A 21,641-nucleotide genomic window follows, 5' to 3' on the forward strand; every position below is an offset into this window, starting at 1 on the left:
TTTTTTTATGCTATCCTCTTCATCTTCCGGCCGGTCTGTTGAGCGGGAGCGGCTCCTGGCTCTATTGGCCTATACCAAAGAAAGCGTACGATTACGGACGGTTCCGGTAGCCGATGTAACGCACCATCCTTTTCACGTGTTGGAGGCACAGCTCGACGGACTTCCCGGGGTATGGCTCAATACGAAGGGCCCGGGCTTAGCTTCCGGAATCAGCCCGAACGCGGAGGTTTGGTTACGGGTGGAACGGCTGAAAGAACAGGCCCCGCCCCCGATTGCCGATCTTCAGCTGGCAACCCTCACGGAACTGCACAACGACCCAAGCCGGCCACCTCAGCTAAAAAACGAACTATCCGCTCAAACAGCTCTGCGGCTTGGTTTACTGCCCCCCGAAGCCGCCACCGCCGTCGGCTACGACCCCTTGGTGCCGGTGTCCATCAGGCGTTTGGCGGCAGCACCTCTTCTTGAGTCGGCGCTGAGTCAGTACACAAAGCAGCAGTGGCAGCCCTGGGCGCTATCCGAAACCCAACGTCGCCGTACCATAAACTGGTACTCGCGCCTTTATGCGCTCAAGCAGCAGCTCGAAGGTGGCCTGAGTGAAACCGCTCTGGAACTAGTATGGGGGATGGGTGTAACCGTCTGGCAAACAGGCATGTCAGAAGTGCGCTACCCTCTTCTGACACGTCTGGTAGAACTGACGCTAAATCCCGACGATATGGCGCTGGAAGTTCGCCCGCGGCAGCTGCCAAGCCGGCTGGAGCTGGATGCGTACGTGGCGCTGGATGTGGCGGGACTTGCCCAGTTGGAGCAAGGTAGCCGCCCACTGTTGGAAAACGAGCCTTATCTGTCGCCTGCGGAGCCCTCCAGCTACGAAGCCGTGCTCCGACTGGCGGCGGCAGTCCTTGACGCCCAAGGGCGTTACCTGCCCGATGATGCGCCTAATGCCGCCCGGTTGCTGCCCCGGGCTACACCCCAACTTCAGGTTACTGATACCTGGGTACTGTATGCCCGTCCCCGTAGCAATAACGTCTTGTTGCAGGACCTTGATGCCTTACATGCCCAGGTGGAGCGGCCGGCGGCTGAGCTGCCCGCTGCAGTAGCTGCACTAGTGCGGAACCCAGCCACTTACCACACCCATAACGTGCTGCCCTCTTTCCGCGGTTTATCCCTGGTGGGTGAGCCGGCCCCGGGCAGCAGTGTCCAGGAGCTGTACTTTCCGTTGCCATTCAACGATGAGCAGGTACGCATCGTGCAGCTCTTGGAGCATGCTCCGGGTGTGGTGGTACAAGGACCGCCGGGTACAGGCAAGACACATACTATAGCCAACGTCATCTGCCACTACCTGGCACTGGGCCGGCGGGTACTCGTCACCTCCATGAAGGACCCTGCGCTGGCCGTGCTACGTGACAAGCTGCCGGTCACCGTACAGCCCCTGGCCATCAGCCTGCTAACCAGTGAGCGGGAGGGCCTGAAGCAATTTGAACACGCGGTGCAGCGCATCGCCGAGGAGGTTCAGCGTCTGGACCCTGCCGCTACAAACCGCCGCGTTGAGGACCTCGTTACGCAGCTGGATGCCTGCCACAGTCAGTTGGCTTACATTGATCGGCGTATTGGGTACTGGGGACAGCAGAATTTGCAGGCGTTGGAACTGGATGGCGAACCGGTGGAGGCCCGGGAAGCGGCCCGGGAAGTGGTGGCAGCGCTGGATGTGGCTGAGTGGCTGCCGGATGATCTGCAGTGCACGCCCGCCTTCCGTCCACAATTTGATGACACACACATAACGGCTCTGCGCGCCGCACGGTGTAAGGTAGGAGCCGATTTGCCGTACCGCATGGTGCAGCTGCCTGAGCTGGCGGAGCTACCAGAAATTCCTGAGCTATTGCGTACTCACCACGAGCTTTGCCGCTCCCTGGCCCTACAAGCGGCGGTGGCCTCCGGTGCCCTGCCTCCGCTGTCGGTGGGCTCCAACCCGCTGGAGCAGGTAACGGAGGCCCTGGCCCAGATAACGCAGGTGCAGCACCAGCTACAGGTTACGGCTGCGCTGCCGTGGCTTGCCGTTCAATGGCAACGGCTTGATGACGCGCAGCACGGTGACTTCTATGAATTATTGGAGGAGTTAGGTCAGGACCTGCGGACCGCGGTGGCCAAGCGGCAGGCTTTTGTAGCCCGCCCGGTGCGCCTGCCCTATCAGGCCGAACTTGACGAAGAATTGCTAGCCGCCGTAGGCAACCTGGCGCAGGGCTTTCGACCCTTCGGGCTGACTGGCTGGTTTGGTAAAACCACGCAAAAACAGCGTCTGGCAGAAATAAAAATACTTACGGGCGCTCCTGCCACGTCGGCCGATTGGGAGCATGTGGAGCAATTTCTGCTGCTGTTGCGACACTTACATGAGTTGGTTATCCGCTGGAATACGCTGGCCGCTGAGCTGGCGCTGCCACCACTGACCACGGCCGAGCCCGTGCCTGCCTTGCAAGAGGCACTTCGATACTACGAAAGATACGAGGAACTAGGCGCCATTCAGGCGGCTGAAGCTAGCCTGCGGGACACCCTGCAGCAACTGCTGCCCACATGGGCGCCAGCGCGGGCTGCAAAGCTACTGCCGGCCACGCTGGCTGCGGCGGCTGAGCTACTCCAGCAACACCAGCTGCGGCTGCATTCCGAAGCAGCTTGGACTGAACGCGAGCAGTATACCCAGGCCTTGCAGGGTGCCTCTGGTCCCATTAGTGAAGCATTACGGCATTTTTTTAATACGATTCTGGGCCAGCCCGCTATTACCGATGCTGAGCTAAGGGAGCAATGGGCCGCGCTTGCGCAGGAGCTGCGGCGCGTACACGAGTTGCGCGAGTGGCTGGACACGGTTACAGTAGTTACCGAGCGTATTGCCTGCTCCGGGGCGCCCCGGTGGGCCACCCAGCTACGCGAACAGCCCGCCACCGGCCCTACCGATGCCCTCCTGCCCGCTGACTGGCAGCGACGTTGGCGGCTGCGCCGGCTCAATAACCACCTTTGCGCCCTGGATGCCCGCGCGGAGCTTCAACAGCTGGCTGCCGACCGTGAGCGAACGGAAGCGAAGCTAGCACGTGCTTACCATGAAATCATAGAGCAGAAAACCTGGCTGCAACTGGCGCTGAATGCCACCCCCGAGGTACGCAGTGCCTTACAAGCCTACCGTAATGCCGTTGTGAAAATAGGGAAGGGAACCGGCAAGAGCGTAGGCCGCTATCGGCACGACGCACGGGCCGCCGCTCTGGTTGCCAACGCCGCAATTCCCTGTTGGATTATGCCGCACTACCGGGTGTCTGAGTCCCTGCCAGCCGAATTGGGGGCCTTCGACCTGGTAATTATCGATGAGGCCTCGCAGTCGAACCTCCTGGCACTGCCCGCACTGCTACGGGCGCGCAAAGTACTCATCGTGGGCGACGATAAGCAGGTGGGGCCCGGCTTCAGCGGGCTTACCCAGGAAAAGGAAAACGAGCTCATGAACCGGTTCCTGAACACGCAGCCGAGCTTGTACCGGCCGCAGCTTTCGCCCAGTCATTCTATTTACCAGCTGTTTCAGGTGGTTTTCTCCGACTCGCAGCTGCCGTTGCGGGAGCATTTCCGGTGCGTTGGCCCAATTATCGAGTATTCCAAACGCGAGTTTTATGAGCACAGGCTGAATCCCTTGCGGCTGCCAAAGGCTTCCGAGCGACTGGATCCGCCTCTGGTAGACGTGTTGGTGGAGGATGGAATACGAACGGGCGACACCAACCCGGCTGAGGCGCGCTTTATCGTGGCCGAAATTAAAGCGCTGGTAGCAGACCCGTTGTTTGCCGGGCGCTCCATCGGGGTGATTTCGCTGCTGGCCGACAAGCAGGCGCAACTGATCTGGGTGGAGCTGGAACGAGAAATTGGTTTGGAAGCCATGTTGCATCACCAAGTGGCCTGCGGCGACGCACACACCTTTCAGGGCAAGGAGCGCGATATTATATTTCTGTCGTTGGTGGTGTCGGGGAAGCCGAAGGCGCTGGGGCATAAAGACGACGAGCGGCGCTTCAACGTGGCCGCATCACGGGCCCGGGACCGAATGTACCTGGTACGGAGCGTAGACGTTGAGGACCTGAGCCCCGCTGACCAGCTGCGGCGTAAGCTGCTGGCTCATTTTGTGAGTCCCTATACCCAGGACGAGCATCAGGTAGGCAGTTTGCGCACGCAGTGTGAATCGGAGTTTGAGCGGGAGGTGTATGATTTCCTGACGGAGCGGGGCTACCGGGTACAGCCTCAGGTGAGGGTAGGACAATACCGTATCGACTTGGTAGTAGAAGGTGAAAACGACCAGCGGCTGGCCGTGGAGTGCGACGGAGACCAATACCATGGTCCTGACCGGTGGTTCGATGACTTACGGCGGCAGCGGGTGTTAGAGCGGGCCGGCTGGCGCTTTTGGCGCTGTTTTGCCTCTGCCTGGGTGCGTTGGCGGTCAGAAACGGAACAGAGCCTGCTGCTGCACTTGGCTGAGCTGGGAATAAGGCCCACAACGAAAGGGAGTGCCCCTAGCAGCCACGTTCTGGCTCGTCGTTACGTGGCATTCCCAGATTTACTGCAGGCACCACCCGCGGTTTCGCTGGCAGCCGAGACCCCGCCCCGCCAGTTGCCCTTGACCTTTCCACCGCTCTTCGAAAACTGACTTTCATTGCCCTAAATCTGCAGGTGAATTCTGCCCCTGAACGGGGCTACACACGAGCCTCCTATTTAAAATCTGCTGCGCCCTCCATAGCCGACAAAATTATGCTTCCACCCGGCGAAACCATCCTGCTTACCCTGCGCCTGGCTGGCTCCATTCCGGCCCGCGCCGGCCGTGAGTTGCAGCAGCAGCGCATAGCCGCCCAGGAAGCCGCCCGCACGGCTGCCACCCCCGAAGCCGCTCAGGCTACCACCCGCCGCGCCGACAAACGCTTCTTCGCCGACTTCGACGCGCTTCTGGATGCAGCCACAGTGGGCGGCATCTACCTGGAAAAGGAGAAAATTGCCGAAGCCGTGGCCGGGGAGCTGCTGATGCTGGAGGAGCAGGGCCTGCGGGTGCCGTGCCTGGTGCAAACCACCAACCACGTCCATGCGGTGCTGCATCTGCCGGCCAGCTCGAACCTGTCCCTCTACAAAGCCCTGGAACTGCTGCACCAGCGCACCACTGCCCAGGCCCGCCGCCTGCTGCGCGGCCAGCTTCCGCCCGAAGCCGATTTCTGGCAAACGGGCTTCCACGTGCTGCCCGTGCTGAACGGCCTTGAGCTGGCCCGCATTCGGCAGTACTTGCTGGCTCACCCCACGCGCCTCCACTTGCCGGCCCGCTGCCACAACTGGCCCTACATGTATGATGCCGCGCTGTAAGCACAGGCAGCTAGTAGAAGGCACCCGCCAACCCGCTACCCCCAGGCACCGCGTATGTACGGCTGATGCTAAACGTTCAATTACTGGGGGCAGCGGCAGTCAGCCTGCTGGGTTTGGGCCCGGTAAACGCTGTGACCCGGGCTGCTCCGGTTCCTCCCGATTCCCTGCGCCTCGGCTCCGACCGGCTCATCGGCTACACCTTCGCCAACGACGCCTATTTCCGCACGGACTACTACTTCACCCAGGGCATGACGGGCACCTCGATACACCCCGCCCTGGCCCGGTTGCCCACCCACCACCTGCTGCGTCTGGGGCGGGCCAAGGGCACTGAGTATTTCGGTGTGCGGGTGCATTACGATGGATTTACGCCCCTGCGCATTCAGGATGCCTTTATTCGGGTGGGCGACCGGCCCTACGCTTCTTACCTCTACGCCGATTTCTTTCGAACTCTCAACCGGCCCACCCGCCACCTGCGCCTGACTACCGGGCTGCAATTGGGCGTGATTGGGCCAGCTGCCGGAGCCAAAGGATTTCAAACCAAGCTGCACAAATGGCTAGGTGCTCCCACGCCGCGCGGCTGGGACTACCAGATTCAAAACGACCTGGTGCTGGGCTATATGGGTCGCCTCGAAGGACGGCTGGCTCATGTAGGCCGGGCTGTGGAGCTCATCGGTGGTGCCACCGCCAGCCTTGGTACCCTGCGTACCTATGCTGGCGCCGATGCCCGCCTTCGTGTAGGCTTGCTCAATCCTTATTTCGCGAACCTGGGCGTGAGCAGCCGCGCAAATCGTCAGCAGCTGCGCCGCGTTCAGCTATACACTGAAGCGCGTCTTGAAGGCCGCGTCGTAGGCTATGATGCTACCCTGCAAGGTGGCCTGCTCCGCCGTGATAACCCCTACGAGCTGCCTGCCCAAGCCATCAGCCGCACGGTGGCCATTGGCACCGGTACCCTAGGCTTGGGCTACGCCGGTGTGCGGCTGGAAACCTCCGCCTTCTGGATTTCCCCGGAGTTTGCAGGAGCCCGCTCCCATAAATGGACGCAGTTCAGCTTGTTGGTGGGGTTTTAGGGAATGAAGAAAGAGAAATTGGTACAGCCCGCGCCAAGCCAAGCCGCGTACTCATTCTTCATTACTCTCCGATTCTCACTTCGCTCGGTTGATGATGAATACGCTGAGCAGGATAATGGCCATGCCCAGCAGGTGCCAGCCGTTGATGGTTTCGCCATCAAGTACGCCCCAGGCCAGCGCCATCACGGGCACCAGGTAGGTGTTGGACGAAGCAAACAGGGCCGTAGACTGCTGAATGAGCTTGTTGAATAAGATCATAGCCACGGCGGTACTCATGGTAGCCAGCAAGGCGATGTAGCCGAAGGCCGTCCAGGCGCCGGGCACGTGCTGGAGCTTGTACAGGAACTGGGTGCCCAGCAGTAGATACAGCACCGCCGGGCCCCCGATGAGCATGAGCAGTAGCGCCGTGACAGCCACCGCCGGAATGCCGTGGAAGTGGTGCTTGATCATGTTGATACTCACCCCGTAGCCCACGGTGGCCAGCACAATATAGAGGCCGTACCAGGCATTGCCCTCGCCAGTGGGCGTGGCCGTGCCGCCACTGCCGCCCAGCGCAATAAGCACGACGGTGCCCAGCAAGCCCACCCCAATACCCGCCAGCCGCAGCCCTGTTATGCGCTGCCCGAAAAACAGGGCGCCCATTAGCAAAGTGAAAGCCACGGTGAGGGCGTTGAGCACGCCAGCTAGGCCCGAGGCCATTTTGGTTTCGGCGTAGGCAAACAGGAAGGCCGGTAATAGCGTGCCAATTACGCCGCTCAGCAGCAGCCACTTGAACCGACTGCGCTCCACTTGCCGCACGTGGCGCAGGGCAAACGGCAGCAGAATAAGGGCAGCTACCGTCACGCGGGTGGCGCCCAGCTCCAGGGCCGAAAACACTACCAAGCCTTTTTTCATGAGGATAAAGGACGTGCTCCAGATACCGGCCAATAAGATAAGCAGCCCCCAGGCCGAGGCCGGCACGCGGTGGGGTGGGGGAGAGGCTACGGGCGTATTTTCGGGCGCAACGGAAACGGCCGGCGCGGGGGTATCAATAGGCATAGCGGCAGTAGAAAGCAGGAGAGGCAAAACGCCTGTCATCCTGAGCAGAGCGAAGGACCTCATTACGCCTGAACACAAATTGTTCTAACGCGATAAGGTCCTTCGCTTTGCTCAGGATGACAAATGGATAAAGAGACTTTAAGGTTACCCCACCAGCATCGGCTCGGCAGCAATGATTTCGTCCATGATGGCGTGGATTTCCGTGGGGTCGTTGCTGTCTACCAGGCGGGTGCGCCACTGGCGGGCACCTTCCAGGCCACGGAAATACTGAGCGTAATGGCGGCGCATCTCAAACACACCGGCCCGCGGGCCCTTCCATTCCAGGCTCTTGTCGAAGTGAAAGCGGCAGGCCTGCACCCGCTCTTCCACGGTGGGCGGGGGCAGCAGCTCGCCGGTGGCCACGTAGTGCTTTACTTCCCGGAAAATCCAAGGGTAGCCAATGGCGGCGCGCCCAATCATGACGCCATCCACGCCGTAGCGGTTCTTATACTCCACGGCTTTCTGGGGCGAGTCGATGTCGCCGTTGCCGAAGATGGGAATCCGGATGCGGGGGTTGTTCTTGATGGCCGCAATCAGGCGCCAGTCGGCCTCGCCCTTGTACATCTGCACGCGGGTGCGGCCGTGCACCGTGAGGGCCTCAATGCCGATATCCTGCAGGCGTTCGGCTACTTCCTCCACGTTTTTGGTCGCCTCATCCCAGCCCAGGCGGGTTTTTACCGTCACGGGCAGGTGGGTGGCTTTCACCACGGCCTCCGTCATCTGCACCATCTTGGGAATGTCGCGCAGCAGGGCCGCGCCAGCGCCGCGGCAGGCTACCTGCTTCACCGGGCAGCCATAGTTGATGTCGATGAGGTCGGGGCCAGCTTCAGTGCTGATACGGGCACACTCGCCCATGGTGTCCACGTCGGAGCCAAACAGTTGAATGCCGATGGGCCGTTCGTAGTCGAACACGTCGAGCTTCTGTCGGCTTTTGGCCGCGGCCCGAATCAAGCCTTCCGAAGAAATGAATTCGGTGTACATCAAATCGGCACCGCCCTGCTTGCACACGGCCCGGAATGGGGGGTCGGACACGTCCTCCATGGGGGCGAGCAAAAGCGGGAAATCGGGCAGGGCAATGTTGCGGATGTGTACCACGGCAGGCTATTCTAGTATTTTGCGCAAATTTACGACTATATCAGGGTCTTAGGGTCTTGGCTGACGTTCTTGCGTAAAGACGTTGCACGGCATCCCGGCCCCCAGAATCCTAAGCCTCCAAGACCCCGAACACATATGAAAGGTTTCGTTTCCAGCCGGCTACACCCCTTGCTCGCCCTGCTGCTGCTGGTGGGGCTGATGCTGGCGGCCGTGTGCCTGGCCACGTTTCTGATTGCCGTGGTGGCCAGTATTTTCTTTCACATCAGTGTGTTTGAACTGGGTGCCGTAACGCAAAACCCCGGTAATAACCCCCACGGCTGGAGCGTGCTGATGTTGTCGCAAGGCCTGCTGCTGTTTGTGGGCTTTGCCGGGGCAGCGCTGGCACTGGCGTCTATTCAGGGGCGTAGCTGGGCCAGCTACTTTGCGCCGCGCCGCCCGGTGCCCGCGTGGTGGCTGCTATTGGCAGCCGCCATCATTGTGCTGAGTTTGCCGGCCATGTCGGGGCTGATTGCCTGGAACGCCAATGCGCAGTTCCCCGCGTTCATGCACGAGTTTGAGGTGTGGGCCCGCGACAAGGAAACCCAGGCCCAGGACCTGACGCAGTACCTCACCCAGTTTACCTCTACGGGCCGGCTGCTGGTGGGCCTGCTGGTTATTGCGGTGGTGCCGGCCATCAGTGAGGAGTTGGTATTTCGGGGCGTGGTGCAAAAGCAAATTATTCGCTTGTTTGGCTCCTACCACGCGGGCGTGTGGCTGTCGGCCTTTCTGTTCAGTGCCATTCACATGCAGTTCTTTGGCTTTGTGCCGCGCCTGGTGCTGGGCGTGGTGCTGGGCTACCTCTTCGCCTGGAGCGGCAACATTCTGGTGCCCATGGCCGCGCACTTTGCCCAGAACGCCGTGCAGATTCTGCTCCTCTACGCCCAGCAGCGCGGCACCCTGAGCGCCACGCTGGACCCCGACTCGACGGAGGCTTTGCCCTGGCCCTGGATGCTGCTCTCCGCCGTACTCACGCTGGGCTTGCTGCGGCTGGCCTACCAGAAGTTTGGCTATACCGGGGCGCCCGTGGTGAGCCATACGCTCACGGGTGAAGGCTTGCTGGTGGGCGGCAGTACGCCCCCCCTGGGCCACACCCTCACCAGCCACGGGGTGGAGCCAGCGCCCCGGCCCCAGGCACCGCTTTAGCGCCTGCTTTTTCTGTTTCCGCCTCTACACCTCGCTCCCGCTTGCCCGACTCTCCCGCTCCCGCCCCTTCTGCTGCTTCCGAGAAAAAGCCCATGTCCAACCTGGCGCAGCGCCTGCTCTATGGGGTGCTGGGTGCCATTGTGCTGCTGTTCTGCATCTGGTACAGCGCCTGGACGTTTGCCTTGTTTTTCGGCCTAGTGCAGATGCGGATGCTCTGGGAGTTCTACCGCATGATGCGGGAAGTCGGCTACAAGCCAGCCGCGCTGCTGGGAGGAGCCTTAAGTCTGGGGCTTTTTGGGGCCATTCATTACGTAAACAGTGTTTACCACTATGCTGGGGTTGAGCGGGCTGGAACCATCTACCCGATGGGTGCCGCTGAGGTCTGGTTTGATGCGTTGCCCATTGCAAAAGGGGTTTTGTATGGAATAGGGTTGCTGCTGCCCACCATCCTCATCCTGCGGGAAATGCTGGCCTGGCCACGGGAAAATCAGCAGCTGGCCCCGTTTGCCAACGTGGGCGTGGCCTTGCTGGGGCTGCTGTACGTGAGCCTACCCATGAGCCTGCTGAGCGTGCTGGCCTTCGATGCGCACGGCTACGACTACCGCCGCATTTTCGCGCTGCTGTTCCTGGTCTGGTCGTCGGACATTGGGGCGTACGCGGCGGGCAAAACCTTCGGGCGGCACAAGCTGGCGCCTAAGATTTCGCCCGGCAAAACCTGGGAAGGGGCCGTGGGCGGCTTCCTCATTACCCTAGCTACGGGCTGGGCATTGGGCTACCTATTGCCCGAGTTGCCACTTACCTACCGGCTGGTCGTTGCCGGCGTGGTGGCCGTGTTTGGGCCCATTGGTGATCTGGCAGAGTCCATGCTTAAGCGTAGCGTGGGCGTAAAAGACTCGGGCCGCATCCTGCCCGGCCACGGCGGCCTGCTCGACCGGTTCGACGCCTTCCTGTTTATTCTGCCGGTACTGGCTTTGCTGCAGTTGCTGCTGGGGTAGCAAGGCGCGGCCGTAGTTACTGAGGCGGCTTCGGCATAGCTGGATACCGGGCAAAAGCGGCGGGCGTCACATCCAAGCGGTAGCGGTCCGCGTATGGCATAAACTGCTACCTTTGGCGTCTTAAATTCCGTTGGCGTTGCCGGGCAAACTTCCACCCTTGCCGCTGCAGCGCCATTTCTACCCACCCTCACCCTTATTTCTTACCCGTATGGCTGCCACCACGGTGTACAAAGAACCCGCCCCCCGCGTCGATGCCGAAAACCCGCTGGAATCCATGATGTCGCGCTTCAACGTGGCCACGGAAATCCTGGGCCTCGACGAAGAAACCTACAACGTCCTGAAAGCACCCGACAAGCAGGTAATCGTGCACATTCCTGTGACGATGGACAACGGCAAGGTGCGCGTATTTGAAGGCTACCGTGTGGTGCACAACACCATTCTGGGCCCCTCGAAAGGCGGTATCCGCTACGATAAAAACGTACACCTCGACGAGGTGAAGGCCCTGGCGGCCTGGATGACGTGGAAGTGCGCCGTGGTAGACATTCCCTACGGTGGTGCGAAGGGCGGCATCATCTGCGACCCAACCACCATGAGTGCGGGGGAAATTGAACGAATGACGCGGGGCTATACCCTGGCGATGAAAGACGTCTTTGGCCCCGACCGCGACATTCCGGCTCCCGACATGGGCACCGGTCCGCGTGAAATGGCGTGGCTGATGGACGAATTCTCCAAAACGGTAGGCGCTACCTCGCCCGCCGTGGTGACGGGCAAACCCCTGGTAATGGGGGGCTCTTTGGGCCGCACCGAGGCTACCGGCCGCGGCGTGATGGTATCGGCGCTGGCCGCCATGAAGAAGCTGGGCATGGACCCTAAAACGGCTTCGGCCGCTGTGCAGGGCTTCGGTAACGTAGGCTCCTGGGCGGCTAAGCTGCTCTGCGAGCAGGGCGTGAAAATAAAGGCGGTATCCGACGTGAGCGGGGCCTACTGGAACGATAAAGGCATCAACATCGACGAGGCCATTGCCTACAAGAATGCCCACAAAGGCCGGCTTGATGGCTACACCGGCGCCACGCTGATGGAAAACGCCGACGACCTGCTGCTGGCCGACGTAGACGTGCTGGTGCCCGCCGCCGTGGAAGACGTAATTACGGAGCACAATGCCCACGACATCAAGGCCCGCCTGATTGTAGAAGGCGCCAACGGGCCTACCTCAGCTTCGGCCGACCCTATCATCAATGAGAAGGGTATCATGGTGGTGCCTGATATTCTGGCTAACTCGGGTGGGGTAACGGTATCCTATTTCGAATGGGTGCAAAACCGCCAGGGCTTCAAGTGGACGGAAGAAATGGTAACCGAGCGGGCCGACCGGATCATGTCTGACGCCTTCGAGAAGGTGTACCAGACCAGCCAGAAGTATAAGATTCCGATGCGCATTGCTGCCTACGTAGTAGCCATTGACAAAGTAGCCCAGACCTACAAGTACCGCGGCGGCTTCTAAGCAGCTCCGGTACCGATAAATTTCTTTGTGTATAGCCCGGGCCCCATGGCTCGGGCTATATTTGTACGCTGCGGTAAGCTAAACCCGGAATTACCCCGTACACCCAACCTCGGCAGGACTTGCCCCGTTTCCTGAATTGACGACCGACGCGCCGCACGAAGCGGGCCCGGCGCAAATCAACGCTCTATGAAGATCCATAAAGAAGGACGACGTATTCTGTTCTTTACCCTGCTGGCTTTGCTGGCCGTGAATCTGCTGCTATTCCGCTACAATGCGCAAAACGACGGATTCAACAAGGTATTCGCCGTCATCTCCGTGCTGGTGTTTTTGATCCTGCTGCAGTTTTTCCGCAGTCCGGCCCGGCGGCTGTTTACCCACGAAGATCTGGTAATAGCGCCGGCGGATGGGAAAGTGGTGGTGATTGAGGACGTACACGAGCCCGAGTATTTCGACGATGTGCGCAAGCAGATCAGCATCTTCATGTCGCCCATCAACGTGCACATCACCCGCAATCCTATTTCGGGCATCGTGCGCTATTTCAAGTACCACCCCGGCAATTACCTCGTAGCCTGGCACCCCAAAAGCAGTACCAAGAATGAGCGGACCACGGTGGTGGTAGAATCGGAAGCCGGTCCGTTTGTGCTGTTCCGGCAGATTGCCGGCGCTATGGCCCGCCGTATTGTGTGGTACGTGAATGAGGGCGATGAAGTAAGCCAGGGCGAAGAGTTCGGCTTTATCAAGTTTGGCTCCCGCGTGGATATTTTCGTTCCTCTGGATACCGAGGTGAAAGTACAGATCGGCGAAAAGGTAAAAGGCGGGCAAACCATCATTGCCCAACTGAAAACCAACGCCCCCAGCTTGTTCTAAGCTTTCAGATAGGCTTTAAAACAACCCGGCCACTCCTACTAAGGAGTGGCCGGGTTGTTTTAAAGCAGGGCCCGCTAGAGTTGGTAGTGCAGCAAGGCCATGCCATCGGGCCAGGTGCGCGTGTGTAGCAGCCTGGTTGGCTGCAGGCGGAGGCCCGGCTGCCAGAGCGGAATGCCCGCGCCCAACACCTGGGGCACCACAAACAGCATGAGCTCATCTACCAGCCCGGCTGCCAGCAGCGGGGCAGCCAGGGAACTGCCGCCAATAAGCCAGATGGTACCGCCCGGGTGCTGCTTGAGCGCCGTTACGTACTGCACAGGATCGTCGGCTACAAGCTGAACCGAAGGAACCGGGCTTTGCGCGAGCTGCCGACTGAATACGTAGTTGGTGAGCGTGGGGTAGGGCCACTCGCCGAAGGTAAGCACCTGCTCATAGGTGGTGCGGCCTTGCAGCGTGGCATCTACGGTAGCCAGAAAATCAGCGTAGCCATAGTCTTCGCCGGGCGGGGGCGCGGGCAGCCAGTCAACCGACCCATCGGGCGAAGCAATGTACCCATCGAGGCTGGCAGCAATGTAGAATACGACCTTGCGCATAGCAGAAAAGACATAAGTAAGATGGTTACGTCAGCAGGTGCGGCACAAACTCCGAGAGGTTAGTGATAAAGCCCGCGTCGCGGCGGAAGCCGAGGGCACAGGCCTCACCGGCCCAGAATACACCGGCCTGGTAACGGCGCTGCTGTGCGTCCTGGGGTAGCTCGGCCCACCGCTGGTACACCTGGGGCTGCTCGCCGAACTCGCCTTCGCTAGCGGCGCCGGGCTGGCCATTAGACTGTACTTCCACCACATTCTGGCCTTCGCGGCCCAGCAGGGGCTTGCTCACGTAGTGGCCAGCCAAGGGCTGCAGCGAAGCTTCCAGTAGCAGCGGGTGGTGCGGAAACACCTTCCACAGCCAAGCCAGCAGACCCTTGCTTTGGAACAGCAATGAATAGGCGGGGTTGGCAATGATAACGTCGCGGGTGAGCAGCAGCTGCGCCAGGTCGGCGGTTAGCTCGGGTTCTTCCTCGGCTAGGATTTCCCAAGGCACCAGCTTGAATAAAAAGCCAAACCGCTGCCACTGCTCCGGCCCCACCTGGCCCCACACGCCCCGCTCTTCCCCGGCTACCGACACCTGCATGGCATCGACGGAGCACACGTGCGCCGTGGTGAAGCCCGCCGCCCGCGCCGCTTCGGCCAGGATGGCGCAATTGGTTTCGTCCTCGGCACTGTCGGGCAAATGCACCAGCAGCAGGGTAGGGTCGAGGTCGGGGTTGAGGTGGCGCCACTCTTCCAGCTGGCTTTGCAGGCCCTCAAATAAGCCGTTGGCCTGGCGCTCTTCGTCGGCCTGGCCGGCAGCAACGAGGCTGGCCCACTGCACCACGGCTGTTTCGGGCAGGCTGGTAGCTGTATCGGCGTTGAACTCCAGGAGCTTGATGCCGTCGGGCGTGTGGGCCAGGTCGAAGCGCCCGTAGAGGTGCCAGTGCCGCTCGTCGTTCCAGGAGTGGCGCACGGCGGCCCACAAATTGGTGGGAATGGCCAGTAGTTGCAGCAGGTCGTCGGGGATAGGGTCGGGAATAGCCTGGACCAGCATTTCGTAGAGCGTGTCGGCGGCCTCCAGCAGGGCTTCGGCCTCATCTTCGGGCACCTGCACGGCTTCGCGGGCCACGTAGGCCGCGCAGGCGTCTTCCACGGCCCAGTCCCAGCCCAGGGCCCGCACGGCCGGCGTCACGTCGCCGGAAAGTGGCAGCAAGGATATCATTATAGTTGAATGTGCTAAGGTGATGTGCTTAATGTGCTGAGGTGAGGAATGTGCTGAGGTGCTAATGGCTGTTTTCTTATCAGCACCTCAGCACATTCCTCACCTCAGCACATTCAAAAAACTACCCGCCCCAGCCCCGGCCACTGCTGCGGCTGCCGAAGCCACTGCTCCGGCTCATGCGTGGGGCCGAGCTGCGGAAGGTGCCGGTGCGGTAGGCTGAGCGTCGGAACGTAGGACTTTCCTGCACGCCGGCTGAACGGGAACTGCGGGCCCCCGTAAAGCCCCGGCCGAAAAAGCCCCGACCCTCGTTTTCCCGTTCCCGGGTAATACCCTGGCGCCACCCCGTGTTGCGCTGGAACAGGCCGGGGTTGGCGTAGTAGCCGGGGTTGGGGGTGAGAAAGCGCCCGGCCATGTACCCGATACCGCTCCACATGAGCACGTCCATCATGCCGGTGCCAGCTACCCGGTTTTCGGGGTACTGGCGGCTGTAGTCCTGCATCTGCTTTTGTAGGGCCGCACCCTGCAGGGTATCTACTTTGCCGTCGAAGTGGTGGAGAATAGCGGCTACTTCCTCTTTGCCAGCGGGCTGCTCGGCCGTGATTTTCCACTCTCCGGGCTTTACTTCGGTCATTTCCGTGATGACACCCTGGCTGTAGGTTTCGCCGCTCCAGTCGCCGGTGGCAGTTTCGGTGTCGGCGCGGTTGTCGGAGGAGCAGGCGGGCAGCACGCCCAGGCCCAGGCTGGCCGCCGCGGCCATCAGCACCACGTTGCGGCGCCAGTCGCCCAAGCAGTAAAAAGGCTTGTTCATAGCAGTAGTTTCCTTGCAAAAAGAGACTTGAGAAAAAGAGAAGGTCTGCGTGTGCCGAAAGAAGCTGGTGCCCGTCGGCGCTAAAACCAGCGGGCGGCCAGCTGCATAAGCTGTTCCAGCGCCTGCTGGTCATCCTGGTCGAAGTCGTCGAGTTGGTCGCTGTCGACGTCCAGCACGGCTACCACCTGCCCGTCTTTCAGCACCGGCACCACTATTTCAGACTTCGACTCGGAGCTGCAGGCAATGTGCCCGGGAAACTGCTCTACGTCGGGCACCAGCAGGGTAGCGGCCTGGGCCCAACTGCTACCGCACACGCCCTTGCCGTGCCGGATGCGGGTACAAGCTATAGGCCCTTGAAACGGCCCCAGCACCAGTTCGTCGCCTTTCACCAGGTAAAAGCCCACCCAGAAAAAGTTGAAGGCCTGCCGCAGGGCGGCCACGGTATTGGCCAGGTTCGCTACTAGGTCCGGCTCGCCGGTTGTCAGGGCCTCTATCTGGGGCAGGAGCTGCCGGTATTGCTCGGTTTTGGTGAGCGTGGTATCGAGGTGCAGTTCTTCTGCCATGAGGAGTAAAATGAAGGTTAAAATGAAATGGTAGCTGTGATGAAGCGTGGCAGTGCGACCAGAGCGTTCCGCAACGTCATTACCCTTTCCGGTAAATAAACACCTGGTCGTCGCCCAGCGCGAACTGCTCCTGCAAGCCCGTGAGGCCTAGATGGGGAGCTGCGACCCCGCCCCCCAGGTGCTTGGGACTGCGGATGATGCGGATTTCGTCCCAAAGCCCATCTTTAAGCAGGGAGTTGAGCACCGTAGGCCCGCCTTCCACCAACACCGACTGTACCTGCCGCTGGTGGAGGTTAGCCAGAATCTGGGGAAACAAATCCTCGGCCTCTGAAAGCGTAACGTAACCTACATTGTCGGTGGTGGCCCGGTGGCGGTAGGTGTACACGACTGTGGGCTGGCTGCCGTCGAACAGGTTATGCGTGGGGGGTAAGCTCAGGTTTTTATCAATAACCAGGCGAATGGGGTCTTGCCCCGGCCACTCCCGCACGTTCAGGCGTGGGTTGTCGTGCAGGGCCGTGCGCGTGCCCACCAGGATGGCGTGTTCCTCCGCCCGCCACTGGTGTACGGCCAGCCGGGCCAGCTCGCCACTGATGGGCACGGGCTGGTAATAAGGACCGGCCAGGTAGCCGTCGGCGGTTTCGGCCCACTTCAGCACTACGTAGGGCCGGTGCTGCTCCTGAAAGGTGAAGAAGCGCCGGTTCAGGCGGCGACCTTCGATTTCCAGCAATCCGGTTTCTACCGGTATGCCGGCGTCGCGCAGCTTTTGCAGGCCCTGGCCGGCCACCAGCGGATTAGGGTCGAGGTTGCAGACGACCACCTCGGTCACGCGCTTTTCCACCAGCAGGTCGGCGCAGGGTGGGGTTTTGCCGAAATGGGCGCACGGCTCCAGCGTGACGTACACCCGGCTTTGGGGTAGCAAATGCTTCTCCGTGACGGAGGCCACCGCGTTGACTTCGGCGTGGGCGCCCCCGTACTGCCGGTGCCAGCCTTCCCCGATAATGCGTCCGGCATGGGTAATGACGCACCCCACCAGGGGGTTGGGGCGCGTGTAGCCGGCGCCCAGTCGGGCCAGGTCCAGCGCCCGGCGCATCATCAGCTCATCGAAATCAGAAAAGGGCATAGCAGGGCGGCGTGGGTTGGGACGGTGAAGATACGCGGCGCGGCGGTTTCGGCTGCTACCTTTGCCCCATGCCTACCACGCTCCGCCAGCTCACTACTGACCTCGCCACCGCGCTGCAGGCCGTATACCCCCCCGACGAGGCCAGCGCCATAGCCAGCCAGCTAGCTGAGCACCAACTGGGCCTCACCCCGCTGCAACGGCACATGCGCAGCCAGGACGCAGCCCCCGAGGCGCTGCTGGCGGCCCTGCCGGCCCTGCAGGAGCGCCTGCTCCGCCACGAGCCCCTGCAGTACGTGCTGGGCGTGGCGCACTTTGCGGGTCTGGAGCTGGAAGTTACCCCGGCCACGCTCATTCCCCGCCCCGAAACGGAGGAGCTGGTTGCGCTTATTGCCCAGGAACAGCGCGGCCGCGCTGGCCTGCACATCCTGGATGTAGGCACGGGCTCGGGGTGCATTCCGCTGGCCCTGGCGCAGGCCCTGCCGGAAAGCTACCTCACGGCCGTTGATATTTCCGCTGAGGCCCTGGACGTGGCCCGGCGCAACGCCTGCACGCATGGGGCGGCCGTGGACTTTCAGCAGCTGGATATCCTGACCGCCGAGCCGACATTGGCCGGGCCGCTGGACGTGCTGGTCAGCAACCCGCCTTACGTGCTGGAAAACGAGCGGCCCCTGATGCGGCCCAACGTGCTGGCCTATGAGCCCGCCACTGCCTTATTTGTGCCCGACCACGACCCACTGCTTTTCTACCGACGTATTGCTCAGCTGGGAACCGCCTTGCTTCGCGCGGGTGGCCGCATCTACTTTGAAATCAACGAGCAGTTTGCCCGCGACACGGTAGCCCTCCTGCAGCAGTTAGGGTATGCTGATGCGGCAGCCCAGGTCGATATATTCGATAAGGAACGCATGGTGAAGGCTACCTGGCCGGGCTAATAAATGAGCCGCCGAGCGGGCTTCTCATGCACTTTTCATCTGCTTGAAACCAGGCCCGGAAATCTGTAGCTGTCGGGCTTGGTAGGAAACGCATACTTATCTAAAGTCTTAAAGCGTCAAAGTTCTTACCTTTGCGGGCTCAAATTCTATTCGCCGTTTCTCCTATATGCCCGATGTTTCCGGTTACTACGCCCACGCCACCGCCGTCCTCGATGAGGGCTGCCGCATTGGCGACGGTTGCCGGATCTGGCATTTCACCCACGTTAGCGCGGGGGCCGAGTTGGGAGAAGGCTGCAGCCTGGGCCAGAACGTGTTTGTGGCCGATGGCGTGAAGCTGGGCCGCAACGTGAAGGTGCAAAATAACGTGAGCCTCTACAGCGGGGTTGAGTGCCAAGACGACGTATTTCTGGGGCCTTCCGTGGTGTTTACCAATGTGCTGAACCCGCGTTCCGCCGTGCCCCGCCGGGGCGAAGGCCACTACCTGCCTACGCGGCTGGGAAAAGGCGTCAGCATCGGGGCCAACAGCACGCTGGTGTGCGGTATCAGCCTGGGCGAGTACGCCTTTGTGGGCGCGGGCTCCGTGGTCACGAAAGACGTGCTGCCCTACGCCCTGGTGTACGGTAATCCGGCCCGGCAGCGGGGATGGTTGAGTGCCTACGGTCACCGGCTTACCTTTGACGCCACGGGCCGGGCCACCTGCCCCGAAAGCCAGGAACAGTATGAGTTAACCGACGGCCGGGTTTGCCGTATCAGCCCCGGGCAAAGCGCTGCCGACCACTCGGGTTCTACCAAGTTTTCAAGTTTCTAAGTTCCGATATCGTGTACGAGCAACTTCTTCAAAAACAGGCCAAGCTGGCCGTCATCGGCCTCGGGTATGTAGGCCTGCCTATTGCCCTCGAGTTTGCGCGCAAAATCAGCGTCATTGGGTTCGACATCAATGCCAAGCGAGTGGAGCTGATGCGCAACAACATCGACCCAAGCGGGGAGCTGGAAGCCAAAGACTTCGAAGGCTGCGATATCACCTTCACCGACTCGCTGGACGTGTTGCGCGAAGCCACTTTCTTCGTGGTGGCCGTGCCTACCCCCATCGACGAGCACGCCATGCCCGACCTGAAGCCCCTGCTAGGTGCCTCGCGCTCGGTAGGCAAAGTGCTGAAGAAAGGTGACTACGTGGTGTTCGAAAGCACCGTGTACCCGGGCTGCACCGAAGAAGACTGCATTCCGGTGATGGAAGAGTTGTCGGGCCTGAAGTTCCCCGAGGATTTCAAAGTAGGCTACTCGCCCGAGCGCATCAATCCCGGTGACAAAGAGCACACGCTCAGCAGCATCGTAAAGGTAGTGTCGGGCTGCGATGCTGAGTCGCTGGAGGAAATTGCCAAAACCTACGAGCTGGTGGTGAAGGCCGGTGTGCACCGCGCTTCGTCCATCAAAGTGGCCGAGGCCGCCAAGATTATCGAAAACACCCAGCGCGACGTGAACATTGCATTGATGAATGAGCTGTCGATGATTTTCGACCGCATGAACATCAACACCTACGAAGTACTGGAAGCCGCTGGTACCAAGTGGAACTTCCTGAAGTTCTCCCCGGGCCTGGTGGGCGGCCACTGCATCGGCGTGGACCCCTATTACCTTACCTACAAGGCCAAGGAGTTGGGCTACGATGCCAAGGTGATTTTAAGCGGCCGCACCACCAACGACAACATGGGTGCTTACATCGCGCGCAAAACGGTGCAGACGATGATCAAGCAGGGCAAGGACGTGGCCAAAAGCCGGGTGCTGGTGATGGGCGCTACCTTCAAGGAGAACGTGGAAGACATCCGCAACTCCAAGGTGGCCGACGTGATTCAGGAGCTCAAGAACTTCTCCGTGAACGTGGACATCATCGACCCCCACGCTGATAGTGACGAGCTGCACCACGAGTACGGTTTCCGGCTCACGCCCGAAAGTGAAATCCGGAACGACTATGACGGTATTGTCGTGGCTGTGAGCCATACACCCTACACCCAGCTGGATGAGGCCTACTTCAAGTCCATCACCAACCAGCCGGCCGTGGTAGTTGACATCAAAGGCCTGTTCCGCAACAAAATTCAGGAGCTGGCTTACTGGAGCCTTTAATCAATGAGTGAATGAGTGAATGGGTGAATGAGCGAATCGGAACGTCATTCACTCATTCACCCATTTACTCATTTACTCATTGTCAGAAATGGAACGAACGAAAATTCTGGTAACCGGCGGCGCGGGCTACATCGGCTCCCACGCGGTAGTAGAGCTGTATGAGGCAGGTTTTCAGCCCGTGATTGTCGACGACTTTAGCAACTCCCAGGAGTCGTCTATCCAGGGCATCGAGGCCATTCTGAATACGCGCATTGCCTGCCACCGCATCGACTGCGGCGACGTGGAAGCCTTACGCGCCGTATTTGCGGAGGAAGGCAGTCTGCGGGGCGTCATTCACTTTGCTGCCTTCAAAGCCGTGGGCGAATCGGTGCAGAAGCCCTTGGCCTATTACCAGAACAACGTGGGCTCCCTGCTTACCCTGCTGACCGTGATGCAGGAGTTTGGCGTGCCGAACCTGGTGTTTTCGTCCTCGTGCACCGTGTATGGCATTCCCGATGCCCTGCCCGTAACGGAGCAGACGCCGACTAAGCCGGCTAACTCGCCCTACGGCAACACCAAGAAGATTTGCGAGGACATCATCACCGACGTGGTGCACGCCCCGGGTAGCACCGTGCGGGGCATTCTGCTGCGCTACTTCAACCCCATCGGCGCGCATCCTTCGGCGAAGATTGGGGAGCTGCCCCTGGGCGTGCCCCAGAACCTGATTCCCTTTGTAACGCAAACGGCCGCTGGCATCCGCGAAAAGCTCACTATCTACGGCAACACCTACGACACGCCCGATGGCACCAACATCCGCGACTACATACACGTGGTGGACCTGGCCAAAGCGCACGTCATAGCCGTGCAGCGTTTGCTCGATGGTACGGGCGCAGTCGTGGAAACCTTCAATGTGGGCACCGGCCGCGGCGACTCCGTGCTGGAAGTAGTGCACGCCTTTGAGCAGGCTACCGGCCAGAAGCTCAACTACGTGATTGGAGCCGCCCGTGCTGGCGACGTGCCCGCCATCTACGCCGACGTCACCAAAGCCCGCGAAGAGCTGGGCTTCCAGACCACTTCGACCCTGGAAGAGGCACTGGCCAGCGCCTGGAAGTGGCAGCGGACTTTGAAAAAGTAACGAACTGTTACCTGGCTGCCTGCTCGGCTTGAGGCTTTGAGTGAGCAGCCATCATTTAA

Annotated in this window: 18 protein-coding genes; 11 read left to right on the plus strand and 7 right to left on the minus strand. The window is 60.8% G+C overall.

What is annotated here, in order from left to right:
- The first annotated feature begins 7 nt into the window (after positions 1-7).
- The 3 genes from FY528_RS11570 (at position 8) to FY528_RS11580 (ending at position 6,425) form a co-directional block, all read left to right on the plus strand.
- Positions 8-4,660 carry a PDDEXK-like endonuclease domain-containing protein gene (locus tag FY528_RS11570; RefSeq protein WP_149071171.1) on the plus strand — a complete coding sequence of 1,551 codons (4,653 nt, stop codon included), beginning with the start codon at positions 8-10 and terminating at the stop codon, positions 4,658-4,660.
- 101 nt (positions 4,661-4,761) lie between these two features.
- Positions 4,762-5,358, plus strand: a complete 597-nt coding sequence (locus FY528_RS11575; protein WP_149071172.1) for a hypothetical protein — start codon at positions 4,762-4,764, stop codon at positions 5,356-5,358.
- Between the two features lie 65 nt (positions 5,359-5,423).
- Positions 5,424-6,425, plus strand: a complete 1,002-nt coding sequence (locus tag FY528_RS11580; RefSeq protein ID WP_149071173.1) for a lipid A deacylase LpxR family protein — start codon at positions 5,424-5,426, stop codon at positions 6,423-6,425.
- Between the two features lie 75 nt (positions 6,426-6,500).
- Here FY528_RS11580 and FY528_RS11585 read toward each other — a convergent pair whose 3' ends face one another.
- Both FY528_RS11585 and dusB read right to left on the minus strand, forming a co-directional pair.
- Positions 6,501-7,463, minus strand: a complete 963-nt coding sequence (locus FY528_RS11585) for a DMT family transporter (RefSeq protein ID WP_149071174.1) — start codon at positions 7,461-7,463, stop codon at positions 6,501-6,503.
- Between the two features lie 144 nt (positions 7,464-7,607).
- On the minus strand, positions 7,608-8,597 hold the full coding sequence (dusB, locus tag FY528_RS11590) for a tRNA dihydrouridine synthase DusB (RefSeq protein ID WP_149071175.1): 990 nt from the start codon (positions 8,595-8,597) through the stop codon (positions 7,608-7,610).
- A 135-nt stretch (positions 8,598-8,732) separates the two neighbouring features.
- On the opposite strand from dusB, the gene FY528_RS11595 reads away from it, so the two are divergent.
- The 4 genes from FY528_RS11595 to FY528_RS11610 all read left to right on the plus strand — a co-directional run bounded on the left by FY528_RS11595 (position 8,733) and on the right by FY528_RS11610 (position 13,139).
- On the plus strand, positions 8,733-9,779 hold the full coding sequence (locus tag FY528_RS11595; protein ID WP_149071176.1) for a CPBP family intramembrane glutamic endopeptidase: 1,047 nt from the start codon (positions 8,733-8,735) through the stop codon (positions 9,777-9,779).
- 41 nt (positions 9,780-9,820) lie between these two features.
- Positions 9,821-10,774 carry a phosphatidate cytidylyltransferase gene (locus FY528_RS11600; RefSeq protein WP_149071177.1) on the plus strand — a complete coding sequence of 318 codons (954 nt, stop codon included), beginning with the start codon at positions 9,821-9,823 and terminating at the stop codon, positions 10,772-10,774.
- Positions 10,775-10,982: 208 nt separating this feature from the next.
- Positions 10,983-12,272, plus strand: a complete 1,290-nt coding sequence (locus FY528_RS11605; RefSeq protein WP_149071178.1) for a Glu/Leu/Phe/Val family dehydrogenase — start codon at positions 10,983-10,985, stop codon at positions 12,270-12,272.
- 186 nt (positions 12,273-12,458) lie between these two features.
- Positions 12,459-13,139: a phosphatidylserine decarboxylase family protein gene (locus FY528_RS11610; RefSeq protein WP_149071179.1), complete on the plus strand. Its 681-nt coding sequence runs from the start codon at positions 12,459-12,461 to the stop codon at positions 13,137-13,139.
- 74 nt (positions 13,140-13,213) lie between these two features.
- Here FY528_RS11610 and FY528_RS11615 read toward each other — a convergent pair whose 3' ends face one another.
- The 5 genes from FY528_RS11615 to ribD form a co-directional block, all read right to left on the minus strand.
- Positions 13,214-13,732 (minus strand): dihydrofolate reductase family protein, encoded by a 519-nt coding sequence (locus FY528_RS11615; RefSeq protein ID WP_149071180.1) that lies wholly within the window; start codon positions 13,730-13,732, stop codon positions 13,214-13,216.
- A gap of 25 nt (positions 13,733-13,757) precedes the next feature.
- Positions 13,758-14,933: a glutathionylspermidine synthase family protein gene (locus FY528_RS11620; RefSeq protein WP_149071181.1), complete on the minus strand. Its 1,176-nt coding sequence runs from the start codon at positions 14,931-14,933 to the stop codon at positions 13,758-13,760.
- Between the two features lie 121 nt (positions 14,934-15,054).
- Positions 15,055-15,741: a Cj0371 family chemotaxis-regulating polar lipoprotein gene (locus FY528_RS11625; RefSeq protein WP_149071182.1), complete on the minus strand. Its 687-nt coding sequence runs from the start codon at positions 15,739-15,741 to the stop codon at positions 15,055-15,057.
- Positions 15,742-15,821: 80 nt separating this feature from the next.
- Positions 15,822-16,304 (minus strand): free L-methionine (R)-S-oxide reductase MsrC, encoded by a 483-nt coding sequence (msrC, locus tag FY528_RS11630; RefSeq protein ID WP_149071183.1) that lies wholly within the window; start codon positions 16,302-16,304, stop codon positions 15,822-15,824.
- A gap of 79 nt (positions 16,305-16,383) precedes the next feature.
- Positions 16,384-17,424: a bifunctional diaminohydroxyphosphoribosylaminopyrimidine deaminase/5-amino-6-(5-phosphoribosylamino)uracil reductase RibD gene (gene ribD / locus FY528_RS11635; RefSeq protein WP_149071184.1), complete on the minus strand. Its 1,041-nt coding sequence runs from the start codon at positions 17,422-17,424 to the stop codon at positions 16,384-16,386.
- A gap of 68 nt (positions 17,425-17,492) precedes the next feature.
- Between ribD and prmC the strand changes: the two genes are divergently transcribed.
- The 4 genes from prmC to galE all read left to right on the plus strand — a co-directional run bounded on the left by prmC (position 17,493) and on the right by galE (position 21,582).
- On the plus strand, positions 17,493-18,353 hold the full coding sequence (gene prmC, locus FY528_RS11640) for a peptide chain release factor N(5)-glutamine methyltransferase (protein WP_149071185.1): 861 nt from the start codon (positions 17,493-17,495) through the stop codon (positions 18,351-18,353).
- A gap of 166 nt (positions 18,354-18,519) precedes the next feature.
- On the plus strand, positions 18,520-19,161 hold the full coding sequence (locus FY528_RS11645) for an acyltransferase (RefSeq protein WP_149071186.1): 642 nt from the start codon (positions 18,520-18,522) through the stop codon (positions 19,159-19,161).
- Between the two features lie 11 nt (positions 19,162-19,172).
- Positions 19,173-20,468, plus strand: a complete 1,296-nt coding sequence (locus tag FY528_RS11650; protein ID WP_149071187.1) for a nucleotide sugar dehydrogenase — start codon at positions 19,173-19,175, stop codon at positions 20,466-20,468.
- Positions 20,469-20,556: 88 nt separating this feature from the next.
- Complete coding sequence (gene galE, locus FY528_RS11655; RefSeq protein WP_149071188.1) at positions 20,557-21,582, plus strand: UDP-glucose 4-epimerase GalE; 1,026 nt, start codon at positions 20,557-20,559, stop codon at positions 21,580-21,582.
- Positions 21,583-21,641 lie beyond the last annotated feature (59 nt).

The sequence above is a fragment of the Hymenobacter lutimineralis genome (assembly GCF_008271285.1).
GTDB lineage: Bacteria > Bacteroidota > Bacteroidia > Cytophagales > Hymenobacteraceae > Hymenobacter > Hymenobacter lutimineralis.

Coding starts and splice junctions, on each gene's coding strand:
- FY528_RS11575 (WP_149071172.1), top strand. CDS start 4,762: ATGCTTCCACCCGGCGAAACCATCCTGCTTACCCTGCGCCTGGCTGGC.
- FY528_RS11570 (WP_149071171.1), top strand. CDS start 8: ATGCTATCCTCTTCATCTTCCGGCCGGTCTGTTGAGCGGGAGCGGCTC.
- FY528_RS11610 (WP_149071179.1), top strand. CDS start 12,459: ATGAAGATCCATAAAGAAGGACGACGTATTCTGTTCTTTACCCTGCTG.
- FY528_RS11615 (WP_149071180.1), bottom strand. CDS start 13,732: ATGCGCAAGGTCGTATTCTACATTGCTGCCAGCCTCGATGGGTACATT.
- FY528_RS11645 (WP_149071186.1), top strand. CDS start 18,520: ATGCCCGATGTTTCCGGTTACTACGCCCACGCCACCGCCGTCCTCGAT.
- FY528_RS11595 (WP_149071176.1), top strand. CDS start 8,733: ATGAAAGGTTTCGTTTCCAGCCGGCTACACCCCTTGCTCGCCCTGCTG.
- ribD (WP_149071184.1), bottom strand. CDS start 17,424: ATGCCCTTTTCTGATTTCGATGAGCTGATGATGCGCCGGGCGCTGGAC.
- FY528_RS11580 (WP_149071173.1), top strand. CDS start 5,424: ATGCTAAACGTTCAATTACTGGGGGCAGCGGCAGTCAGCCTGCTGGGT.
- FY528_RS11620 (WP_149071181.1), bottom strand. CDS start 14,933: ATGATATCCTTGCTGCCACTTTCCGGCGACGTGACGCCGGCCGTGCGG.
- FY528_RS11585 (WP_149071174.1), bottom strand. CDS start 7,463: ATGCCTATTGATACCCCCGCGCCGGCCGTTTCCGTTGCGCCCGAAAAT.
- FY528_RS11605 (WP_149071178.1), top strand. CDS start 10,983: ATGGCTGCCACCACGGTGTACAAAGAACCCGCCCCCCGCGTCGATGCC.
- galE (WP_149071188.1), top strand. CDS start 20,557: ATGGAACGAACGAAAATTCTGGTAACCGGCGGCGCGGGCTACATCGGC.
- prmC (WP_149071185.1), top strand. CDS start 17,493: ATGCCTACCACGCTCCGCCAGCTCACTACTGACCTCGCCACCGCGCTG.
- msrC (WP_149071183.1), bottom strand. CDS start 16,304: ATGGCAGAAGAACTGCACCTCGATACCACGCTCACCAAAACCGAGCAA.
- FY528_RS11625 (WP_149071182.1), bottom strand. CDS start 15,741: ATGAACAAGCCTTTTTACTGCTTGGGCGACTGGCGCCGCAACGTGGTG.